Consider the following 17761-nt stretch of genomic DNA (forward strand, 5'->3'; position numbering starts at 1 on the left):
ATGAAATTCCAGCAAACACTTTCACAAAAAACCATGCATGTACAAAAAATCAGTAGATTTTTTATGTTTAGTATGTATGAAAAATATAAAAAATTTATCCCAAAAACTAAAAATATTCAAATTATTGGCACTAATGGCAAAGGAAGTACAGGTAGATTTTTAGCCCTTTTACTCTTAGAGCAAGGATGTAAAGTAGGGCATTATACAAGTCCACATATTTTTGAATTTAATGAAAGATTTTGGTTAAATGGGAAAATTGCAAGCAATGAGCTTTTAGAAAAAGCACACGAAGAATTAGAAAGTGTTTTTTTAGATGATGTGAAAAAACTTAGCTATTTTGAGTATGCTACATTTTTAGCATTTTTTGTTTTTAAAGATTGCGATTATGTGATTTTAGAAGCTGGAGTAGGTGGAGAGTACGATGCTACAAGTGTTTTTGAAATAAATTTTAGTATTTTTACTAAAATAGGATTTGATCATCAAGATTTATTAGGTAAAAATTTAGAAGAAATAGCAAGAACAAAATTAAAAGCCATGAGTGCCAAAGCTTTAATTGATCATAAGCAAGAAGCAAAAGTATTAAATTTGGCTCAAAAAATAGCAAATTTAAAACGAGCTAGTTTAAGTATCAGTTTGCTAGAAAAAAATAATTTTATTTATCCTTATGTGCAAGAATATATTCAAAAGCACAATTTTGCAACTTTTTTAAAAGATAATCTTTTTTTAGCTTTAGAAGCTTTTTCTAAAATTTGTGCTAAAAATGAAAAAGAATTAATTCAAAGTATCAAAAATCTACCAAAACTTGATTTAAAAGGAAGGTGCGAGCAAATAAGTCAAAATATTTTTATTGATGTAGGACATAATGAAATGGCGGCTTTAGCTTTAGTTGAAATTTTCAAGGAAAAAAAAGTTCATTTGGTTTATAATTGCTTTTTAGATAAAGATTCTTATAAAATTTTAAGAGCTTTAAAGCCTATAATAAAAATAGTTGAAATTTATGATTATGAAAGTAAAGATAGACCTTTGGCGGGTTCTGTTTTGCTAGAAAATTTAGAAAAATTAGATATTGTTTATCAAAAATTTGAACAAATAAAAAAAGATGAGTTATATTTAGTTTTTGGTTCTTTTGTATTGGTAGAAAAATTTTTAAGAGGCTATAATGAAAGATAAATTTACGCTAACTATTACAGATGTAAATGGTTCTAGACATTTTTTATTAAGTCAGATTATAAAAAAAGTAATAATTTATTTTACTACTTTTGTTTTTGTTGTTATAGTTTTAGGTGCTTTATATATTAATTATCTAGCAGATAAGCGTTCAGAGCTTTTAAAAGAACAAGAAATATTATCTTCAAAGAATACTAAATTGTTTTCTCAAAATGAGAGTATGCAAAAAAGTTTAGAAGAAAAAACAGCCTTATATGATGAACTCCAAACCCAACTTGCAGATATTGAGGATAATTTAGGCTTAAAGCAAGATGAAAGTTTAGATATACCAGAAAGATTAGAAAAAGTCAAACTTACTAATGATCAAGCTTATTTATTTTTAACACAAATTCCAAATGGTCATGTGATAGAAGATAATGGAGTCACAGGTAATTTCGGATGGCGCCATCATCCTATATTAAATAAAAAAGAATTTCATCCAGGTATTGATTTAAGAGCAGCTTTAAAAACTCCTATTTATGCGCCGGCAAATGGAGTGGTTGAATACGCTGCATATAGCAATAATGGCTATGGTTACTCAGTGATTTTGATCCATAATTTTGGTTTTAAAACGGTTTATGCACATATGACGCGTCAGGATGTTGTCAAAGCAGGGCAATTTGTAAAAAAAGGTGATTTGTTGGGTTATACAGGAAATACAGGTCTTTCTACGGGGCCGCATTTGCATTATGAGGTTAGATTTATTAATAAACTTTTAGATCCTAAGATTTTTATAGATTTAAACCGAAAAAACTATGAACAAATTTTTGAAAAAGAAAGGAGAGTGCCATGGCAATCTTTAATAAAGGCTCTATTGCTGCAGTATCCGAAACTACAGTCATTTCAAACGGAGCAAAAATAGAAGGAAAATTTTATTTTGATTCTATGCTTCATTTAGATGGAGAAATTACAGGAGTAATTAATTCTTCTAATGTGATAGTGATAGGTAAAAGTGGTGTTTTAAAAGGACAAGTTAAGGCAAGTAAAATAGTAATCAATGGAGTTTTTGAGGGAGAAATGCAAGTTGATTCTTTAGAAATTTTATCCGGCGGTGTGCTTAATGGTAATATCATAGTTAAACAATTAAGTATTGAAAATGGTGGGAAATTTAACGGAAGTAGTAAAATAATTGAAAAAGAAGAAGAGCTTGCAACTATTGATGTGAGTATAGAAAATTCAGAAAATGCAAGCTAAATTATATGAATATTTATTAAGTAATAAAACTGAGTTAATAATTTGTGAGAATGATAAAGAAGCAGATGAGTTAGCTCAAGTTTGTTTATTTTTAAATTTAAAAACTTTCGTTTTACCTGATTTTAGAGCAGAATTTGGTAGCGATTTACGCTCTTTTTCTAAAGAACTTTTTGAAATTTGTAAAGTATTAAATGCTTATCATAAAGAAAATAAAAATAAAATTTTAATATCTCCTATAAAAACAATTTTGCAAAAGTTACCAGGTAAAAAGCATCTAAAAAACATTATTCTTAAAAGAAATTCACTTCTTACTTTAGAGAAATTTAAAGAAGAAATTTTACATAGTGGATATGAATTTGTAGATATAGTTCAAGATAAGGGTGAAATTTCAATACGCGGGGATATTATAGATATTTTTGCGATTAACGAAGAACAACCTTTTAGAATTTTACTTTTTTCAGATGAGATAGAAAGTATAAGATATTTTGATATTCATACACAAAAATCAATCCCAAATGAACTTTCAAAAATTGAGATTTGTCCATTTTTAAGTGCTTTTAATCAAGAGCAATATGAAAATTTACAAGAAAAAATTCAAAATTTTCAAAGTCAAAGCATTGTTAATGATGTTAATTCTTTGGGTTTTTGGTGTGTTGATGACTTTTGTGATTATTTGGATTTAAATTTTGTGAGTATAAAAAATTTTGATATAAATGATTTTGAAGAAGATATTAGTAAAATCAATCAAAATATTTTACCTGAACCAAAATTTTATAAAGATTTAGTAAGTTCTTATAATTATGATTTTTTCACTTTTCACAAAGATAAAAAAATTACTATTTTGGCAAAAAATGAAGCTTTGTTTAAAGCTTTAAATTTACAAGAATTTTCAAATATTAAATTAAAAATATCTCAAGAAAGAATCAACCTAATCACTCAAGATGAGCTTATTATCTCTTTAAATAAAAAAGAAAAAAGTAAAAGAGTTAGAAAAGCAAGTTTGGTAATAGATGAGCTTAGGGTTGGGGATTTTGTTGTGCATGAAGATTATGGTGTAGCTAAATTTTTAGGTCTTGAGATTATTATAATTGCAGGAGCAAAAAAAGAATTTGTAGCTCTTGGGTATTTAAATAATGACAAGCTTTTATTACCTGTTGAAAATTTGTATATGATTGATAAATATATCGGTGCAAGTGGTGGCGTGCCTTTACTTGATAAGCTTGGAAAAGGAAGTTTTCTAAAAATCAAAGAAAGATTAAAAGAAAAATTATTTGCCATTGCTTCAAATATAGTTTCTTTAGCAGCGGCTAGAGCTTTGATAAAAGCAAAAGAATTAAAAATTTCTCAAGAATTACAAGATGAATTTATCAATAAAGCAGGATTTTTTTATACTAAAGATCAAAGTCAAGTTTGTCAAGAAATCACTCAAGATTTAAAAAGTTCTCAAGTAATGGATAGGCTTTTAAGTGGTGATGTGGGCTTTGGTAAAACAGAAGTTGCTATGAATGCTATATTTACTTGTGTAAAAAGTGGCTATACGGCTTTGTTTTTTGTGCCAACTACTTTACTTTCAGCCCAGCATTTTAAAACCTTAAAACGAAGATTTGACTCTTTTAATATAGATGTTTTTAAGCTAGATCGTTTTACTAGTGCTAAAGAAAAAAAACAAGTTTTGGCATTTTTAAAAGAAAATAAGCCTTGTGTAGTGGTAGGAACGCATTCTCTTTTAGGGATTGAGTGTGAAAATTTGGGTTTAGTTGTGATAGATGAGGAGCATAAATTTGGTGTAAAACAAAAAGAAAAACTCAAAGAATTAAGTAAAAACTCCCATATTTTATCTATGTCAGCAACGCCTATACCAAGAAGCTTAAATCAAGCTCTTAGTTCTTTAAAATCATATAGTGTTTTACAAACTCCACCTGAGGATCGTTTGGATGTGCGTACCTTTGTTAGAGAAAGTAATGACGCTTTGATTAAAGAAGCTATTTCAAGAGAATTAAGAAGAGCAGGACAGATTTTTTATATTCACAATCATATAGCAAGTATTGATGGGTGTAAAAAATATCTTTTAGATTTATTTCCGAATTTAAAAATTTTAATCTTGCATTCTAAAATTGATGCAAAAACTACCGAAGAAGAAATGATTAAATTCGAAAATAAAGAATATGATTTATTGCTTTGTACTTCTATAGTTGAAAGTGGTATTGATTTGGCAAATGCAAACACTATCATAGTAGAAAATTCAGATCGCTTTGGTATGGCTGATTTGCACCAACTTAGAGGAAGAGTAGGGCGTAGTGCTAAGCAAGGATATTGTTATTTTTTGATTGAAGATAAGGAAAAAATCACAAAAGATTCTTTAAAAAGACTTACGAGTTTGGAGAGTAATTCTTATTTAGGCTCAGGAAGCGTACTTGCTTATCATGATTTAGAAATTCGTGGTGGTGGAAATTTATTAGGTGTGGATCAAAGTGGACATATAGAACAAATTGGTTATAGTTTATATCTTAAAATGTTAGAAGATGAAATTAATAAGCTAAGCAAAAAAGAAGAAATTAAAGAGAAAAAAATAGATCTAAAGCTTAATATCAATGCCTTTTTAAATAGTGAGTATATTGGTGAAGATCGTTTGAGATTAGAGCTTTATAGAAGACTTAGTAAATGTATGAGTGTTAATGAAGTCTATGAAATAGAAAGTGAGATGAATGATCGTTTTGGTAAGCCTGATATCTTCACAAAGCAGTTTTTGGATTTAATCATCATAAAAATTTTAGCTAGCAAGCATTATAAACTAGTGAGTAATTATGAGCAAAATATTTGTTTTGTAAAAGATGATGAGAGTAAGGAAGTCATTAAGGCAAAAAGCAAAGACGATGATGATGTGATCGAGGCTATTTTGATGCATTTAAGAAAGAGTGAAAAAGCATGAGTGGATATGAAATTTTTAAAGCTTTAGTTAATGCAAATATCAACTATAACGATTTTGAGTGGCTAGAAAATAATACTTTAAGCGAGTTTGAAATTTTAATTTCTGTGGTTTTAACTCAAAATACAAACTGGAAAAATGTGTTAAAAGCTTTGATAAATTTAAAACAAGCAAATATTACTAATATAGAAGATTTATCAAAGTTAAACACTCAAGATTTAGCACTTTTAATAAAGCCAAGTGGATTTTATAATACCAAGGCAAAATATATTAAAAATTTCACTCAAAAATATTTCCAAGATTTTAATTCTTTTGAACTTTTTAAAGAAGAAGTAGATAGAGAATGGCTTTTAGGCATTAAAGGCTTGGGTCAAGAAAGTGCAGATGGAATTTTAAATTATATATGTAAAAAAGAAGTTTTAGTAGTTGATGCTTATAGTGCAAAAATAGCTAATTATTTAGGTTATGAGTGTCAAAGTTATGATGAATTAGCAGATTTTTTAAAAAAAGGCATAGCTAAAAATCAACAAGAATTATGTGTTTTGCTAAAAAAAGAATGTGAACTATATGAGCTTTATCAAATTTTTCATGCTTTAATTGTTTCTTTTTGTAAAACACACTTTCAAGGTAAAAAACTTTCAGCAGATGGCGCACTTATTTTAGATCCTTTAAAATTTTAAATTTATTTTTTATTTAAAAAGTTATTTTTTTACGATTAAAGTGCTATAATGTATTTAACTTCATAAAAAGGAGAAGTAATGAATACAAGTATAGTTGGAAAGCAATTTGAGCTAACTGAGTCTATAAAAGAGTATGTGGAAAAAAGCTTTGATGCTTTAAGTAAATATGGCTTAGATGTGATTTCTGCACGTTGTGTTATAAGCGCTGATGAAAGGCATGGAAAGAAAGGTTTTTGGGCTGAATTTAGCATTAACTTAGCTGGTATTAACACAGTGGTTGTAAAGCAAAAGGATAAAGACTTATATGCTGCTATAGATTTAGCTATTGATAGAATTTCTAAGGTTTTAAGAAGATTACATGATAAAAATATTACTCATAAGCATCAAGATGAGATAAAAGAAAATTTAGTATTGCCAAGTGTGATTGAGGAAGATGAGATAGTTCCAACAGAACTTGAGCTATATAAACCTTTAGAAATTGAAGAAGCATTAGAAAAGCTAAAAGCAAGTAAGGATATATTTTTAGTTTTTAATGACATAGATGCAAAAATGAGGGTGTTATATAAGAAAAAAGATGGTAAATTTGGTTTATTTTAAAAAATCTAGCCTTTTTAAGGCTAGATATATTAGAAGAGTTTGTTAAAAATTTTATCTATTGCTTGATCTACTTTTTTACCTGTGTTTTTAGCACCATCACTAGCATTTCCACCTATTGTATTAACAATAGAATTTACAACACTTTTTGTATCAAGACTTACTTTAGGATCTTGTGTTGTTCCTTTTATAATTCCTTTGAAATTTGCTCTATCAATAACGATATTAAAAGGAATGTTTAATTTAGTGCTTTTTGTATCAACTTTGCCTTTGCTGATGTTTATATTACTTCTATCAGCCACTAGGTTTAAATTTAAATCTATAAGATTTTTATTGATATTTATTTTAGCTTCACCGTTGCGATATACATCTTGAGTGATATCTTTTTGTAAAAGTAGCATTAAAGCACTTGTGATGAGGTTTTTCTTAAGTTGTCCATCGGCTAAGTTCATTAGCACCACACCGCTTTCTTTTAAAAGATTGTAGTCAATACTTAAATTTGATTTTGCTTGGTAATAATCAGGCAAATCTAAACTTTGAGCTAAATTTGAAAGATCAGTATTTTGCATTTTAGCGTTAAAAATATTATTTTTTAAAGTTGCATTTAATGAGCCATCAAATATATTTTTACTATTAACGCTTGCATCTATTAAAGCGTTTTTAAAATAAAATTTTCCTTCAAAATCAGCCTTGCCCTTTAAGTTTCTATCGACTAAAAATCCTAGCTTAGAAAAATCTTGCAATGATATATTATAAGTGCTTGCTAGAGCCATTTGATTAAGATCAAAATTTCCTTTTAATGAGTTAATATTTGCAAATGAACTTAGAGCTTTAGCATTAAAATCAATGATTGATTTAGAAATTTTTCCATCAAGATTGATTTTTGCTGAAGTATTCTTTGGAAATTTTTTCTCTAAAAGCTTGGATAATTCTACTTCATTAAAAGAAGAATTGATAGTGGCTTTAAAATCACCATTAATATTGTTAAAATCAAGTGTTTTTAAATCAATATCAGCATTTACATCGCCAAATGCTAAAACTTTTTGTCCTATTAAAGGGAAAAGTTGTTCTAATTTTATATTATCAACTTTCGCTTGTAAACTTTTTCCATTAGATTTCGCATTGATAAGTCCTTGCATGATTTTAATATTTGCATCAAGATTTTGAATTTGATTTGCCTTAAGATCAACTTTGGCATCTAAATTTAAAGGTCCATTGAGATCTTGTTTGGTTAAAGGTTTTAATTTGTTAAGATTATCTACAAAAGCACTAATTTGTGCTTTTAAATCTTTGTTTGTAAGATTATAAGAGCCTTTTAGCTGAGGTATTTTTGCTATGTTTGAATCAAGCAAAGCTTCATAATCAATCAAAGAATTTTTCGCATTTGCTTTAGCTTGTAGATTAAAAGTTGTTTTTGGAAAATCAAGATTGCTTAGTTTTTTAAATTCTACAACATTTATATTTGCATTGTTTAACCTAGTATTTAGATTGAAATTTTTAAAATCAAGTCCTTGCGCTTTTAAATCTAAAATTAATTTAGAATTAATAAAAGCAGGCATAGAGATAGTCTTTAAAAGCTCTGCTACTTCTATATCAGTTGTGTTGATGTTAAGATTATTATTTTCTAAAATAGCTTTTAAGCTACCACCAAATCCAAGCAAGTTAGCATCTAATTTTTGTAATTGATTGTTTGCAAAAAGTAAATTACCTTGAATTTGACTTTTGCCTTGGAGTTTTATTTTAGCTAAAGATGAAAATTGATTAAAATCATCTATTTTGATGTCAAAATCACTAGCTAAGCTTTGTTTTGTTATATCATAAATACTTTTTTGTGTATAAAGTTTGAAGAAGTTACTTAAAATTTCACTTTTAGATATAACTTCATTGTTTTGGATTAAAGATCTTATTTCACCCTTTATATAGCTTTGTTTTGGTAGGCTTAGATTAAAATCTTTTTCAATGAGAGTATTGTTGATAGAACTTGTGTAAAAATTAATCAAAGCATTACCATTTGGTTTTAAATCTTTAGCTTGTATATCACTTATAATACTAATTTTTCCTTGAGCATATCTTGGTAAATTAGCAAAATCTAAAATTTGAGCTAAATCTATATTTTTTCCAATAAATTCAAGATTTATAGGAGAAAAATCAACAATTTTTGCATCTAAGCTAAGATTAGAATCAAATAAAAATCCATTACCTTTTACCGAAAAATCACTACTTTTACCTACAACATCACCCTTGAATGTAAAATCTTTATCGCTTTTTAAGCCAAGATTTTGAATATAGTTTTGTTTAAGTCCTAAAAGATAGTTTAAATCAAATCCTAGTCTTAAAGGTGATATGCCACCTTCTATATTAGCAAAAAATTTATCATCAATATTTGCTTTAATGTCAAGTTGTGAAAAACTAATTTTGAAATTTTCAAATTTAACATTCATACCACTTTTTTGAGCAATAATCGTTTCGATTCTTGGTTTTAAAAAAGCATTACCCATGCTTGTAAACAATAATGTATATATAGCTAGCAATGCCACACATACTACGCCTAAAAGGATGTAAAGAATTTTTTTCATGAGAAACCTTTATAATAATATATCATAAAAATTTAGCGTAATAGACTAAACTTATATGATATATTTTACTTAATTTATTGACAATTAACTTTCTTTAATGTATAATTCTATCACTCAAAAACAAAGAGTGCTAAAAATGGCACATTTTAGAAAGGATACAAAATGAATTTTCAACCTCTAGGAAAGCGTATTTTGGTAAAACGCTTAGAAGAAATGAAAACTACTGCTTCTGGGATTATTATACCAGATAATGCTAAAGAAAAACCATTAAATGGTGAAGTTGTTGCAGTAAGCAAAGAAATAGAAGATGTTAAAGTAAATGATAAAGTAATGTTTGCAAAATACGGCGGAACTGAAATTAAACTTGACAATGAAGAGTATTTGGTTCTTAATGTTGAAGATGTTTTAGGGATTATTAAATAAAAAAGGATAAAAAATGGCAAAAGAAATATTTTTTTCAGATGAAGCAAGAAATAAACTTTATGAAGGTGTTAAAAAACTAAATGATGCAGTAAAAGTTACTATGGGACCACGTGGTCGTAATGTATTAATTCAAAAAAGTTTTGGTGCTCCAACTATCACAAAAGATGGCGTGAGTGTGGCTAAAGAAGTAGAATTAAAAGATTCTTTAGAAAATATGGGTGCTTCTTTAGTTAGAGAAGTAGCTAGTAAAACAGCTGATCAAGCAGGCGATGGAACAACAACAGCAACAGTTTTAGCGCATGCTATTTTCAAAGAAGGTTTGAGAAATATCACAGCAGGTGCTAATCCTATCGAAGTTAAAAGAGGTATGGATAAAGCTTGTGAAGCTATAGTAGCTGAACTTAAAAAACTTTCTCGTGAAGTTAAAGATAAAAAAGAAATTGCTCAAGTTGCAACAATTTCTGCAAATTCAGATGAGAAAATCGGAAATTTAATCGCTGATGCTATGGAAAAAGTTGGAAAAGATGGTGTTATCACTGTTGAAGAAGCAAAATCAATTAATGATGAATTAAATGTGGTTGAAGGTATGCAATTTGATAGAGGTTATTTAAGCCCATATTTCATTACAAATACTGAAAAAATGACAGCTGAATTGCAAAATCCATTTATTTTGTTATTTGATAAAAAAATTGCTAATTTAAAAGATTTATTACCAATTTTAGAGCAAATTCAAAAAACAGGAAAACCACTTTTAATTATAGCTGAAGATATTGAAGGTGAAGCTTTAGCAACTTTAGTTGTAAATAAATTAAGAGGTGTTTTAAATATTTCAGCAGTTAAAGCTCCTGGATTTGGCGATAGAAGAAAAGCTATGCTTGAAGATATTGCTATTTTAACAGGTGGTGAAGTGATTTCTGAAGAGCTTGGAAGAACTTTAGAAAGTGCTAGTATCCAAGATTTAGGTCAGGCTTCAAGCGTGATTATTGACAAAGATAATACAACTATTGTAAATGGAGCAGGTGAGAAAGCAAATATTGATGCAAGAATCAACCAAATTAAAGCTCAAATTGCTGAAACAAGCTCAGATTATGATAGAGAAAAACTACAAGAAAGACTTGCTAAATTAAGTGGTGGTGTAGCTGTAATTAAAGTTGGTGCTGCTACGGAAACTGAAATGAAAGAGAAAAAAGATAGAGTTGATGATGCATTAAGCGCTACAAAAGCTGCTGTTGAAGAAGGTATAGTAATAGGCGGTGGTGCTGCATTAATCAAAGCAAAATCAAAAATCAGCTTGAATTTGCAAGGTGATGAGGCTATTGGTGCTGCTATTGTAGAAAGAGCTTTAAGAGCACCTTTAAGACAAATTGCTGAAAATGCTGGATTTGATGCTGGTGTAGTTGTTAATACAGTAGAAAATAGTAAAGAAGAAAATACCGGTTTTGATGCTGCAAAAGGTGAATATGTAAATATGCTTGAAAGCGGTATTATTGATCCTGTTAAAGTAGAAAGAGTGGCTTTACTTAATGCAGTTTCAGTAGCTAGTATGCTTTTAACAACTGAAGCTACAATTAGTGAAATCAAAGAGGATAAACCTGCTATGCCTGATATGAGTGGCATGGGCGGTATGGGAGGCATGGGTGGTATGATGTAATACCATCTTTTTGTTGCTTTTGAGTTGCTTTTTATATAAAGCAACTCACTCTTTTTTTATTTTTCTACACCGATTTTTATTTTTGTTATAATAGATGTAAAATTATAAGGATTTTACATGAAAAACTTACAAGAAGAACAATTTTCCAACTCAAAATACATTAAACCTAAAAGATATACTTATATAGGCAAAGATAATAAAAAATATACTTGGGATTTTATAGAAGCATTAGATAGTGTTTCTGTTTTTTTATATCATACTCAAAAAGATTCTTTTGTCTTTGTAAAACAATTTAGAATTCCTTTATGGGATTATCAAAAACGTAATGATTTAAAATTAGATGAGATGGGATTTAGTATAGAGCTTTGTTCGGGACTTGTTGATAAAAATTTGAGTTTAGACGAAATAGCTAAAGAAGAATGTATTGAAGAGCTAGGTTATGCTCCTAGGGTTGTAGAAAAAATAGGAGAGTTTTATACAGGTTTTGGTTCAGGTGTAAGTAGACAGTTTTTATTTTATGCTGAAATTACCGAAGATGATAAAACTGGTCATGGCGGTGGAATTGATGGAGAGGATATTCAAGCAGTATGGATAAAAAGAAAAGACTTTGAAAAATTTTCTAAAGAAAATCCCATCAAAACCCCTTTACTTGAATATGCGTATTTGTGGTTTAAAGGTAAGAATTAATCTTACCTTTTATTTTTCTTCTTTATTTTCAATGTTTGGGTCTTTTTCATCAAGCATTTCTTTAAAGATTACAAATAAATCTTCAGAGGCTTTTTCAGCATTTGAGCATTTATCTAGAATTTGATTTTGAACTAATTCATTGCCTGTATTTTCATTATGTGCCAAGGCAACAGCTTGGTTGATATTTTCATGCACCTTTTGGTGTGGTAAATTTAACTTACCAAAAGCTCTTCCACTAGAAAATCTTTCTTTGCCCACACCTGCAATCCATTTTGCAAGTCTACAACTTAAATGATCAGAAAGTGCTTTACCTGAAGCATGAATGATTTCATTATAACCATTTAATTTAAAAGCAACATGATCTAATTTTGCTAAGGAAACAAAAATTTCAGAAGCAATACGTTTAGCGTGTGAGCTAGTTGAATTTGCATTAGAGATTAATTGAGCAAAATTACTAGAGAATTTTATAATATGTTCATTTGATTCTAATGATACTTTTTCTACTTGCTCACTTTGTCCATACATTTCATCTGCATTTTGCTTTAATAAATTAATATTTAATTCTACTTCAGAGGTTGCTTTTTGTGTTTTTTCGGCAAGTTTTCTAACTTCATCAGCAACAACAGCAAAGCCTCTGCCGTGTTCTCCTGCTCTAGCAGCTTCAATTGCGGCATTTAGTGCTAAAAGATTAGTTTGATCAGATACATCTTTGATTAAGTTAATAACATTAGTGATTTCATCAACGCTACGGTGTAAATTACCTGCTGTATCTCTTGAACGGTTAGCTGATTCAATAATGCTTTGAAGTGAAGATATAATTGAATGCGTAATTGCATTTAATTCTTGCATATCTTTTAATGATGAGTCAGAATACTGGGAAATCATTTCAGCTTTATTTACATTTTCTTGCATATCGCCTTGTACATTTGAAATGCCTTTTAACACTCCAGTTAATAACATCTCCAAAAGACGAGTTTCAAGTGCAGTTTTCCCACAATCTTCTTGAAGTTGCTTTTCGTATTTTTCGATTAATTCTTGTTTTTCTAAAAGAAGTTTTTTGTTTTCTTCTTCTAGTTCTTTGATTTTATTTTGTAAATCTTCAAAGTCTTGTTTTGATTGACTTTTTTTTCCAAACATAGTTTTTCCTTGAAAGTTAAAATTAGAAAGAAATTATTTTTTATAATTTGATAAATAAGTGTTTAGCTCATCTTTTAATCTTAGTTTTTCTTTTTTAAGATTTGCAATTTCCAAGCTATCTAGATGAATTCTACCTTCTTCTGCGTCTTTGATTTTGTGATCAAGTTCATTGTGATCTTCAAACAATTTATCAAAGTGCATGTCTTTACCTTTTAGCTCAGTGATTAAATCTCTAAATTCATGTAGCATATAAGCCTCCTTTTTAAAATTAATATTTGATTATAGCTTAAAATAAGTTAAATATATTTTAACTCATCGGGTTTTTGCTTGTTTTTTATAATCTTTTTGGCTATTTTTATGCTATCTGCTGTACCTACGATTAATAATTTTGCTCCAGTACCTATTAAAGTATCACCTCTTGGCATAGGTGTGAATTTTTTATTTTCTAAAATTCCTACTATACTTACGTTTGCCATATCTCTTAAATGAATTTCTTTTAATCTTTTAAATCTCACCCATGATTCATCAGGAATTTTAACCTCTTCTAAATCAATAGGGCTATTTTTTTTATAAAGATAATTTTCTAATAAATTTTCCATATCTGGTCTTGCTGACATCGCACTAAGTCTTTGTGCAACTAATTTTGTAGCAGAAACAATAGAATTTGCTCCAAGTTTTTTAAGTTTTTCTGTTTCATCTTCGTTGCTTGAGCTAGCTAGTATAAAATAAGGATTAATTCTTTGTAGTTCTTTTTCAAATAATCTTACTGAGGCAATGATAGCAATATTATCTGCTATGTTATTACTAAGGGTTATTACGCCTTTTGCGCTAGAAAGATTGGTTTTTAAAAAGGCTATATTAGTATGAGGTGCGCTTTCTATATAATAAGGATAATTATATTTTTCGGCAATCTCGCTGAAATTTTCAACTTCATCAACCACAACAAAAGGAATATGATTTTCTCTAAATTGCTGTGCTAATTCTATGGTAAAATCATTATGGTAACATATTACAAAATGATTTTTTAATCTTGCAACTTTATGCAGCATTCTTCTTTCCTTGATGATTTTAGACAAAACACCTTTTTTTACTATTTCTATTACTAAACCCATACAAAAAGTAAATATTGTAAAAGTTAATAGTACATATACAACAGTAAAAATTCTACCTGCTGTTGGTATGGGATTAACTTCAGTATAACCCAAAGTGGTAAAAGTCATACCGGCTTGATAAATAGCATCGTTAAGGTTGTAATTACTTGTGAGCATATAACCAAAAGCCCCAATTAATGTCATAACAACAACGGCAATAAGAGGAATTCTTAAAAATTTAAGTTGCTCATAAAGCTCATCATTGAGATTAATTGAAGGTTTTGGAGAGGGAGACCAATTGAGGAATTTTTGTAGCTTTTTTAAAAAAGACATAGTAATTCCTCATTTACATTAAGGATTATTTACTACTTTGCTTTTTAAGTGTTCTTAAAGTTGAAGCAGCAACTCTAACTTTTCTAGTAGTTCCATCTTCTAAAGTAATACGAACTGTTCTTAAATTTGGCAAAAAGCGTCTTTTTGTTTTATTGTTAGCATGGCTAACATTGTTACCTACCATAGGTCCTTTTCCTGTAATTTGGCAAATTCTTGACATAAATTTTCCTTATGAAATAAAAATAATTTTTAGCATTGTATCTAAAACAAGCTTAAAAAAATCAAATATTATCAAAAATACATAAAGAAAATTTGATAATAAGTATGATAAAATTATTTTTTACTTTTATTGGAGATATAAAATGTATGTAGCGCCAAGTTTATTGTCTGCAAATTTTTTAAATTTGGAAAATGAGATTAAAGATGTGTGTGAAGCAGGGGCTGATTTGTTGCACATTGATGTGATGGATGGACATTTTGTACCAAATCTTACTTTTGGTCCTTGTGTGATTGAAAATATTTCAAAAATTACTTCAGTGCCTTTAGATGTGCATTTAATGGTGCATAATGTTAGTAGTTTTGTAGATTTATTTATCCCAATAAAGCCAAAATTTATCAGTTTTCATTTGGAAGCTGAAAATCATCCTATTAGGGTGTGTGAGTATATAAGAAAAAATAGTATTCATCCTGCTATTGTTTTAAATCCACATACTCCAGTTTCAAGTATAGAGCATATTTTAGAATTTGTAGATATGGTGCTTTTAATGAGTGTTAATCCAGGCTTTGGTGGGCAAAGTTTTTTACCTTTAGTGTATGATAAAATTAGACAGTTAAGAGAAATGATAGATAGGAAAAATCTTAAAGTTTTTATAGAAGTAGATGGTGGGGTAAATGGCTTAAACGCACCTGATTTGGATGAAGCAGGAGCTGATATTTTAGTCGCAGGTAGTTATATCTTTTCCTCGCAAGATAAAAAAACAGCAATCAATTCTTTAAAGCTTGAATTTTGAGCCAACAACAAATCGATGAGTTAATCATCAAGCTAAGTAAAGAAAACAAACCTTTTCCTTGGGTTTTAAAAGAACTTGCAAAAATAGAAGAATTAAATCATTATGAGTTTGATTTATATATTTTTGAGCTTTTAGGACTAGGAGTGGAGCTTAATGCGCAAAATTGCTTGTGCTTAAAAAGTAAAAATACAAAAATAAAAGATGAGATTTTTTGTGTAGTAGATATTGAAAGCACTGGTGGGATAAAAAGTGGTCAAATTTTAGAAATAGGTGCGGTGAAAATTCAAAATTATAAAGAAATTGATAGATTTGAGAGTTTTATAAAAGTAGAAAGCATACCTGAAAATATTACAGAATTAACCGGGATTAGTTTGGATATGGTAGAAAATGCACCTTCTTTAAAAACTGTGTTAAATGATTTTAAATTATTTTTAAAAGATAGTATTTTTGTAGCACACAATGTGCGTTTTGATTATCATTTTATATCTAAAGCTATGTATGAAAATGATTTTGGGGTGCTTTTAAATAGAAGATTATGTACTATTGATTTAGCTAAAAAGTGTATTGAAAGTCCAAAATACGGTCTTGATGCGCTAAAAGAGTTTTTGTGTATTGAAAGTAAGCATCATAGAGCCTTAAGTGATGCTTTGGCTGCAAGTGAAATTTTAAAATACTGTCTTAAAAAAATTCCTTTTTATATAAAAACTACCGAAGAATTGTTACATTTTAGCAAGCAAGCTAAAAATCAAATAAAAAAATAAACTTTGTTTTGTATTTATTGCTATACTTGCTTTGCATAAATGACGGGAGCTTGTGATACAGGCTGAGAGTAAGCTAAAAGCTTAGACCGCACCAGAACTAGGTAATGCTAGCGTTGGGATAATTTATCAACTACTCACATACCCTTCATTTATCCAAATTTTATTTTAAGGATAAATTTAAATGAAAACTCAAATGTCTTATGCAAAAGAAGGAATTTTTACAAAACAAATGCAAATTGTTGCACAAAAAGAGCAAGTAAGTGAAGATTTTTTGCTTGAAAATATAGCATGTGGAAAAATTATCATTCCTGCAAATATCAACCATAAAGCACTAGACCCAAATGGTATTGGCTATGGACTTAAAACAAAAGTAAATGTAAATTTAGGTGTTTCAAATGATTGTGTAGATTATAGCGAAGAAATGAAAAAGGTAGAGTTGGCTCATAAATTTAATATAGAAGCTATTATGGATCTTAGTAATTATGGTAAAACCAGTCGTTTTAGAGATGAGCTAATTGCCACTTCAAAAGCTATGATAGGCACGGTGCCTGTTTATGATGCGGTTGGATTTTTAGAAAAAGATTTAAAAGATATTAAGGCAAAAGATTTTTTAGATGTAGTGTATCATCATGCTAAAAGTGGAGTGGATTTTATGACAATTCATGCAGGGATAAATTCTCGTGCTGCTAGAGTTTTTAAAGAGTGTGATAGGATTACTAATATAGTTTCAAGAGGAGGTTCAGTTCTTTATGCTTGGATGCAAATGAATGATGCTGAAAATCCCTTCTATGAATATTATGATGATTTACTCGCTATATGTAAGGAATTTGATGTGACACTTTCTTTGGGCGATGCGCTAAGACCTGGTTGTACTCATGATGCAAGTGATGGAGCTCAAATTGCTGAACTTATCGAACTTTCGTTATTAACTAAAAGAGCATGGGCTCAAGATGTGCAAGTAATGATAGAAGGACCTGGCCATATGGCTATTAACGAAATAGAAGCTAATATGCAACTTGAAAAAAGAATTTGCAACGGCGCGCCTTTTTATGTCTTAGGGCCTTTGGTTACTGATATAGGCGCAGGATATGATCATATAAGTGGAGCAATCGGCGGAGCAGTTGCAGCAGCAGCTGGTGCTGATATACTTTGCTATGTAACCCCTGCTGAGCATTTAAGACTTCCAAATTTAGAAGATGTAAGAGATGGTATAGTAGCGACTAAAATAGCAGCTCATGCAGGAGATATAGCCAAACTTCCTAAAGAAAGAAAAATAGATGATGAAATGAGTAAAGCTAGACAAGATATTGATTGGGAAAAAATGTTTAAATTGGCAATTGATGGAGAAAAGGCTAAGAAAATGTTTAATGAAAGAAAGCCTGAAGAGCTTAATTCTTGTTCAATGTGTGGAAAAATGTGTGCTATGAACACTATGAATAAAATTTTAAAAGGCGAGGATGTAAGTTTGATAAAAGAATAAACCCTCGATTAT

17 protein-coding genes and 1 riboswitch are annotated in these 17761 nt (G+C 29.1%); of the genes, 12 read left to right on the forward strand and 5 right to left on the reverse strand.

Features of this window, described 5'->3' with window-relative positions; all coding sequences use genetic code 11:
• The 6 genes from L8X24_RS00250 (at window position 1) to hpf (ending at window position 6603) form a co-directional block, all read left to right on the forward strand.
• On the forward strand, window positions 1–1170 hold the full coding sequence (locus tag L8X24_RS00250; protein WP_263663105.1) for a Mur ligase family protein: 1170 nt from the start codon (window positions 1–3) through the stop codon (window positions 1168–1170).
• Window positions 1157–2068: a M23 family metallopeptidase gene (locus tag L8X24_RS00255; protein WP_243705623.1), complete on the forward strand. Its 912-nt coding sequence runs from the start codon at window positions 1157–1159 to the stop codon at window positions 2066–2068. Before L8X24_RS00250 ends, L8X24_RS00255 begins: the two co-directional genes overlap by 14 nt.
• Window positions 1996–2400 carry a bactofilin family protein gene (locus L8X24_RS00260; protein ID WP_263660127.1) on the forward strand — a complete coding sequence of 135 codons (405 nt, stop codon included), beginning with the start codon at window positions 1996–1998 and terminating at the stop codon, window positions 2398–2400. The genes L8X24_RS00255 and L8X24_RS00260 overlap by 73 nt, the downstream gene beginning before the upstream one ends.
• On the forward strand, window positions 2390–5329 hold the full coding sequence (locus L8X24_RS00265; protein WP_263663106.1) for a DEAD/DEAH box helicase: 2940 nt from the start codon (window positions 2390–2392) through the stop codon (window positions 5327–5329). Before L8X24_RS00260 ends, L8X24_RS00265 begins: the two co-directional genes overlap by 11 nt.
• Window positions 5326–6006, forward strand: a complete 681-nt coding sequence (locus L8X24_RS00270) for a 3-methyladenine DNA glycosylase (RefSeq protein ID WP_263663107.1) — start codon at window positions 5326–5328, stop codon at window positions 6004–6006. Before L8X24_RS00265 ends, L8X24_RS00270 begins: the two co-directional genes overlap by 4 nt.
• 78 nt (window positions 6007–6084) lie before the next feature.
• Window positions 6085–6603: a ribosome hibernation-promoting factor, HPF/YfiA family gene (hpf, locus tag L8X24_RS00275; protein ID WP_012661742.1), complete on the forward strand. Its 519-nt coding sequence runs from the start codon at window positions 6085–6087 to the stop codon at window positions 6601–6603.
• Window positions 6604–6632: 29 nt separating this feature from the next.
• Here hpf and L8X24_RS00280 read toward each other — a convergent pair whose 3' ends face one another.
• Window positions 6633–9176 carry a hypothetical protein gene (locus tag L8X24_RS00280; RefSeq protein ID WP_263663108.1) on the reverse strand — a complete coding sequence of 848 codons (2544 nt, stop codon included), beginning with the start codon at window positions 9174–9176 and terminating at the stop codon, window positions 6633–6635.
• Between the two features lie 162 nt (window positions 9177–9338).
• On the opposite strand from L8X24_RS00280, the gene groES reads away from it, so the two are divergent.
• The 3 genes from groES to L8X24_RS00295 all read left to right on the forward strand — a co-directional run bounded on the left by groES (window position 9339) and on the right by L8X24_RS00295 (window position 11937).
• Window positions 9339–9599 carry a co-chaperone GroES gene (gene groES / locus L8X24_RS00285; protein WP_257941733.1) on the forward strand — a complete coding sequence of 87 codons (261 nt, stop codon included), beginning with the start codon at window positions 9339–9341 and terminating at the stop codon, window positions 9597–9599.
• 13 nt (window positions 9600–9612) lie between these two features.
• A complete protein-coding gene (gene groL / locus L8X24_RS00290; protein ID WP_070256698.1) occupies window positions 9613–11250 on the forward strand; it encodes a chaperonin GroEL in 1638 nt (545 codons plus the stop codon).
• A 117-nt stretch (window positions 11251–11367) separates the two neighbouring features.
• Window positions 11368–11937 carry an NUDIX domain-containing protein gene (locus L8X24_RS00295; protein WP_263663109.1) on the forward strand — a complete coding sequence of 190 codons (570 nt, stop codon included), beginning with the start codon at window positions 11368–11370 and terminating at the stop codon, window positions 11935–11937.
• A gap of 9 nt (window positions 11938–11946) precedes the next feature.
• On the opposite strand, the gene L8X24_RS00300 is transcribed toward L8X24_RS00295, so the two are convergent.
• From L8X24_RS00300 to rpmB, 4 genes are read right to left on the reverse strand one after another with little or no spacing between them, the layout of a single operon-like run.
• Window positions 11947–13074 carry a methyl-accepting chemotaxis protein gene (locus L8X24_RS00300; protein ID WP_263663110.1) on the reverse strand — a complete coding sequence of 376 codons (1128 nt, stop codon included), beginning with the start codon at window positions 13072–13074 and terminating at the stop codon, window positions 11947–11949.
• A 33-nt stretch (window positions 13075–13107) separates the two neighbouring features.
• Window positions 13108–13323: a YdcH family protein gene (locus L8X24_RS00305; RefSeq protein ID WP_263663111.1), complete on the reverse strand. Its 216-nt coding sequence runs from the start codon at window positions 13321–13323 to the stop codon at window positions 13108–13110.
• A 47-nt stretch (window positions 13324–13370) separates the two neighbouring features.
• Window positions 13371–14498 carry a potassium channel family protein gene (locus L8X24_RS00310; RefSeq protein WP_263663112.1) on the reverse strand — a complete coding sequence of 376 codons (1128 nt, stop codon included), beginning with the start codon at window positions 14496–14498 and terminating at the stop codon, window positions 13371–13373.
• A 25-nt stretch (window positions 14499–14523) separates the two neighbouring features.
• On the reverse strand, window positions 14524–14718 hold the full coding sequence (gene rpmB / locus L8X24_RS00315; protein ID WP_012661734.1) for a 50S ribosomal protein L28: 195 nt from the start codon (window positions 14716–14718) through the stop codon (window positions 14524–14526).
• A 142-nt stretch (window positions 14719–14860) separates the two neighbouring features.
• On the opposite strand from rpmB, the gene rpe reads away from it, so the two are divergent.
• From rpe to thiC, 3 genes are all read left to right on the forward strand, one after another.
• Window positions 14861–15508 (forward strand): ribulose-phosphate 3-epimerase, encoded by a 648-nt coding sequence (gene rpe, locus L8X24_RS00320; protein WP_263663113.1) that lies wholly within the window; start codon window positions 14861–14863, stop codon window positions 15506–15508.
• A complete protein-coding gene (locus L8X24_RS00325; protein WP_263663114.1) occupies window positions 15505–16269 on the forward strand; it encodes a 3'-5' exonuclease in 765 nt (254 codons plus the stop codon). Before rpe ends, L8X24_RS00325 begins: the two co-directional genes overlap by 4 nt.
• A gap of 32 nt (window positions 16270–16301) precedes the next feature.
• A riboswitch (TPP riboswitch) is annotated at window positions 16302–16406 on the forward strand.
• 44 nt (window positions 16407–16450) lie between these two features.
• Window positions 16451–17749, forward strand: coding sequence for a phosphomethylpyrimidine synthase ThiC (thiC, locus tag L8X24_RS00330; protein ID WP_258107586.1), 1299 nt, complete (start codon window positions 16451–16453; stop codon window positions 17747–17749).
• The last annotated feature ends 12 nt before the right edge of the window (window positions 17750–17761 follow it).

The sequence above is a fragment of the Campylobacter sp. CNRCH_2015_0814 genome (genome assembly GCF_025772765.1).
GTDB lineage: Bacteria > Campylobacterota > Campylobacteria > Campylobacterales > Campylobacteraceae > Campylobacter_D.

Coding starts and splice junctions, on each gene's coding strand:
- L8X24_RS00305 (WP_263663111.1), bottom strand. CDS start 13,323: ATGCTACATGAATTTAGAGATTTAATCACTGAGCTAAAAGGTAAAGAC.
- thiC (WP_258107586.1), top strand. CDS start 16,451: ATGAAAACTCAAATGTCTTATGCAAAAGAAGGAATTTTTACAAAACAA.
- L8X24_RS00260 (WP_263660127.1), top strand. CDS start 1,996: ATGGCAATCTTTAATAAAGGCTCTATTGCTGCAGTATCCGAAACTACA.
- groL (WP_070256698.1), top strand. CDS start 9,613: ATGGCAAAAGAAATATTTTTTTCAGATGAAGCAAGAAATAAACTTTAT.
- L8X24_RS00280 (WP_263663108.1), bottom strand. CDS start 9,176: ATGAAAAAAATTCTTTACATCCTTTTAGGCGTAGTATGTGTGGCATTG.
- hpf (WP_012661742.1), top strand. CDS start 6,085: ATGAATACAAGTATAGTTGGAAAGCAATTTGAGCTAACTGAGTCTATA.
- groES (WP_257941733.1), top strand. CDS start 9,339: ATGAATTTTCAACCTCTAGGAAAGCGTATTTTGGTAAAACGCTTAGAA.
- L8X24_RS00265 (WP_263663106.1), top strand. CDS start 2,390: ATGCAAGCTAAATTATATGAATATTTATTAAGTAATAAAACTGAGTTA.
- L8X24_RS00310 (WP_263663112.1), bottom strand. CDS start 14,498: ATGTCTTTTTTAAAAAAGCTACAAAAATTCCTCAATTGGTCTCCCTCT.
- rpe (WP_263663113.1), top strand. CDS start 14,861: ATGTATGTAGCGCCAAGTTTATTGTCTGCAAATTTTTTAAATTTGGAA.
- L8X24_RS00270 (WP_263663107.1), top strand. CDS start 5,326: ATGAGTGGATATGAAATTTTTAAAGCTTTAGTTAATGCAAATATCAAC.
- L8X24_RS00250 (WP_263663105.1), top strand. CDS start 1: ATGAAATTCCAGCAAACACTTTCACAAAAAACCATGCATGTACAAAAA.
- L8X24_RS00300 (WP_263663110.1), bottom strand. CDS start 13,074: ATGTTTGGAAAAAAAAGTCAATCAAAACAAGACTTTGAAGATTTACAA.
- rpmB (WP_012661734.1), bottom strand. CDS start 14,718: ATGTCAAGAATTTGCCAAATTACAGGAAAAGGACCTATGGTAGGTAAC.
- L8X24_RS00295 (WP_263663109.1), top strand. CDS start 11,368: ATGAAAAACTTACAAGAAGAACAATTTTCCAACTCAAAATACATTAAA.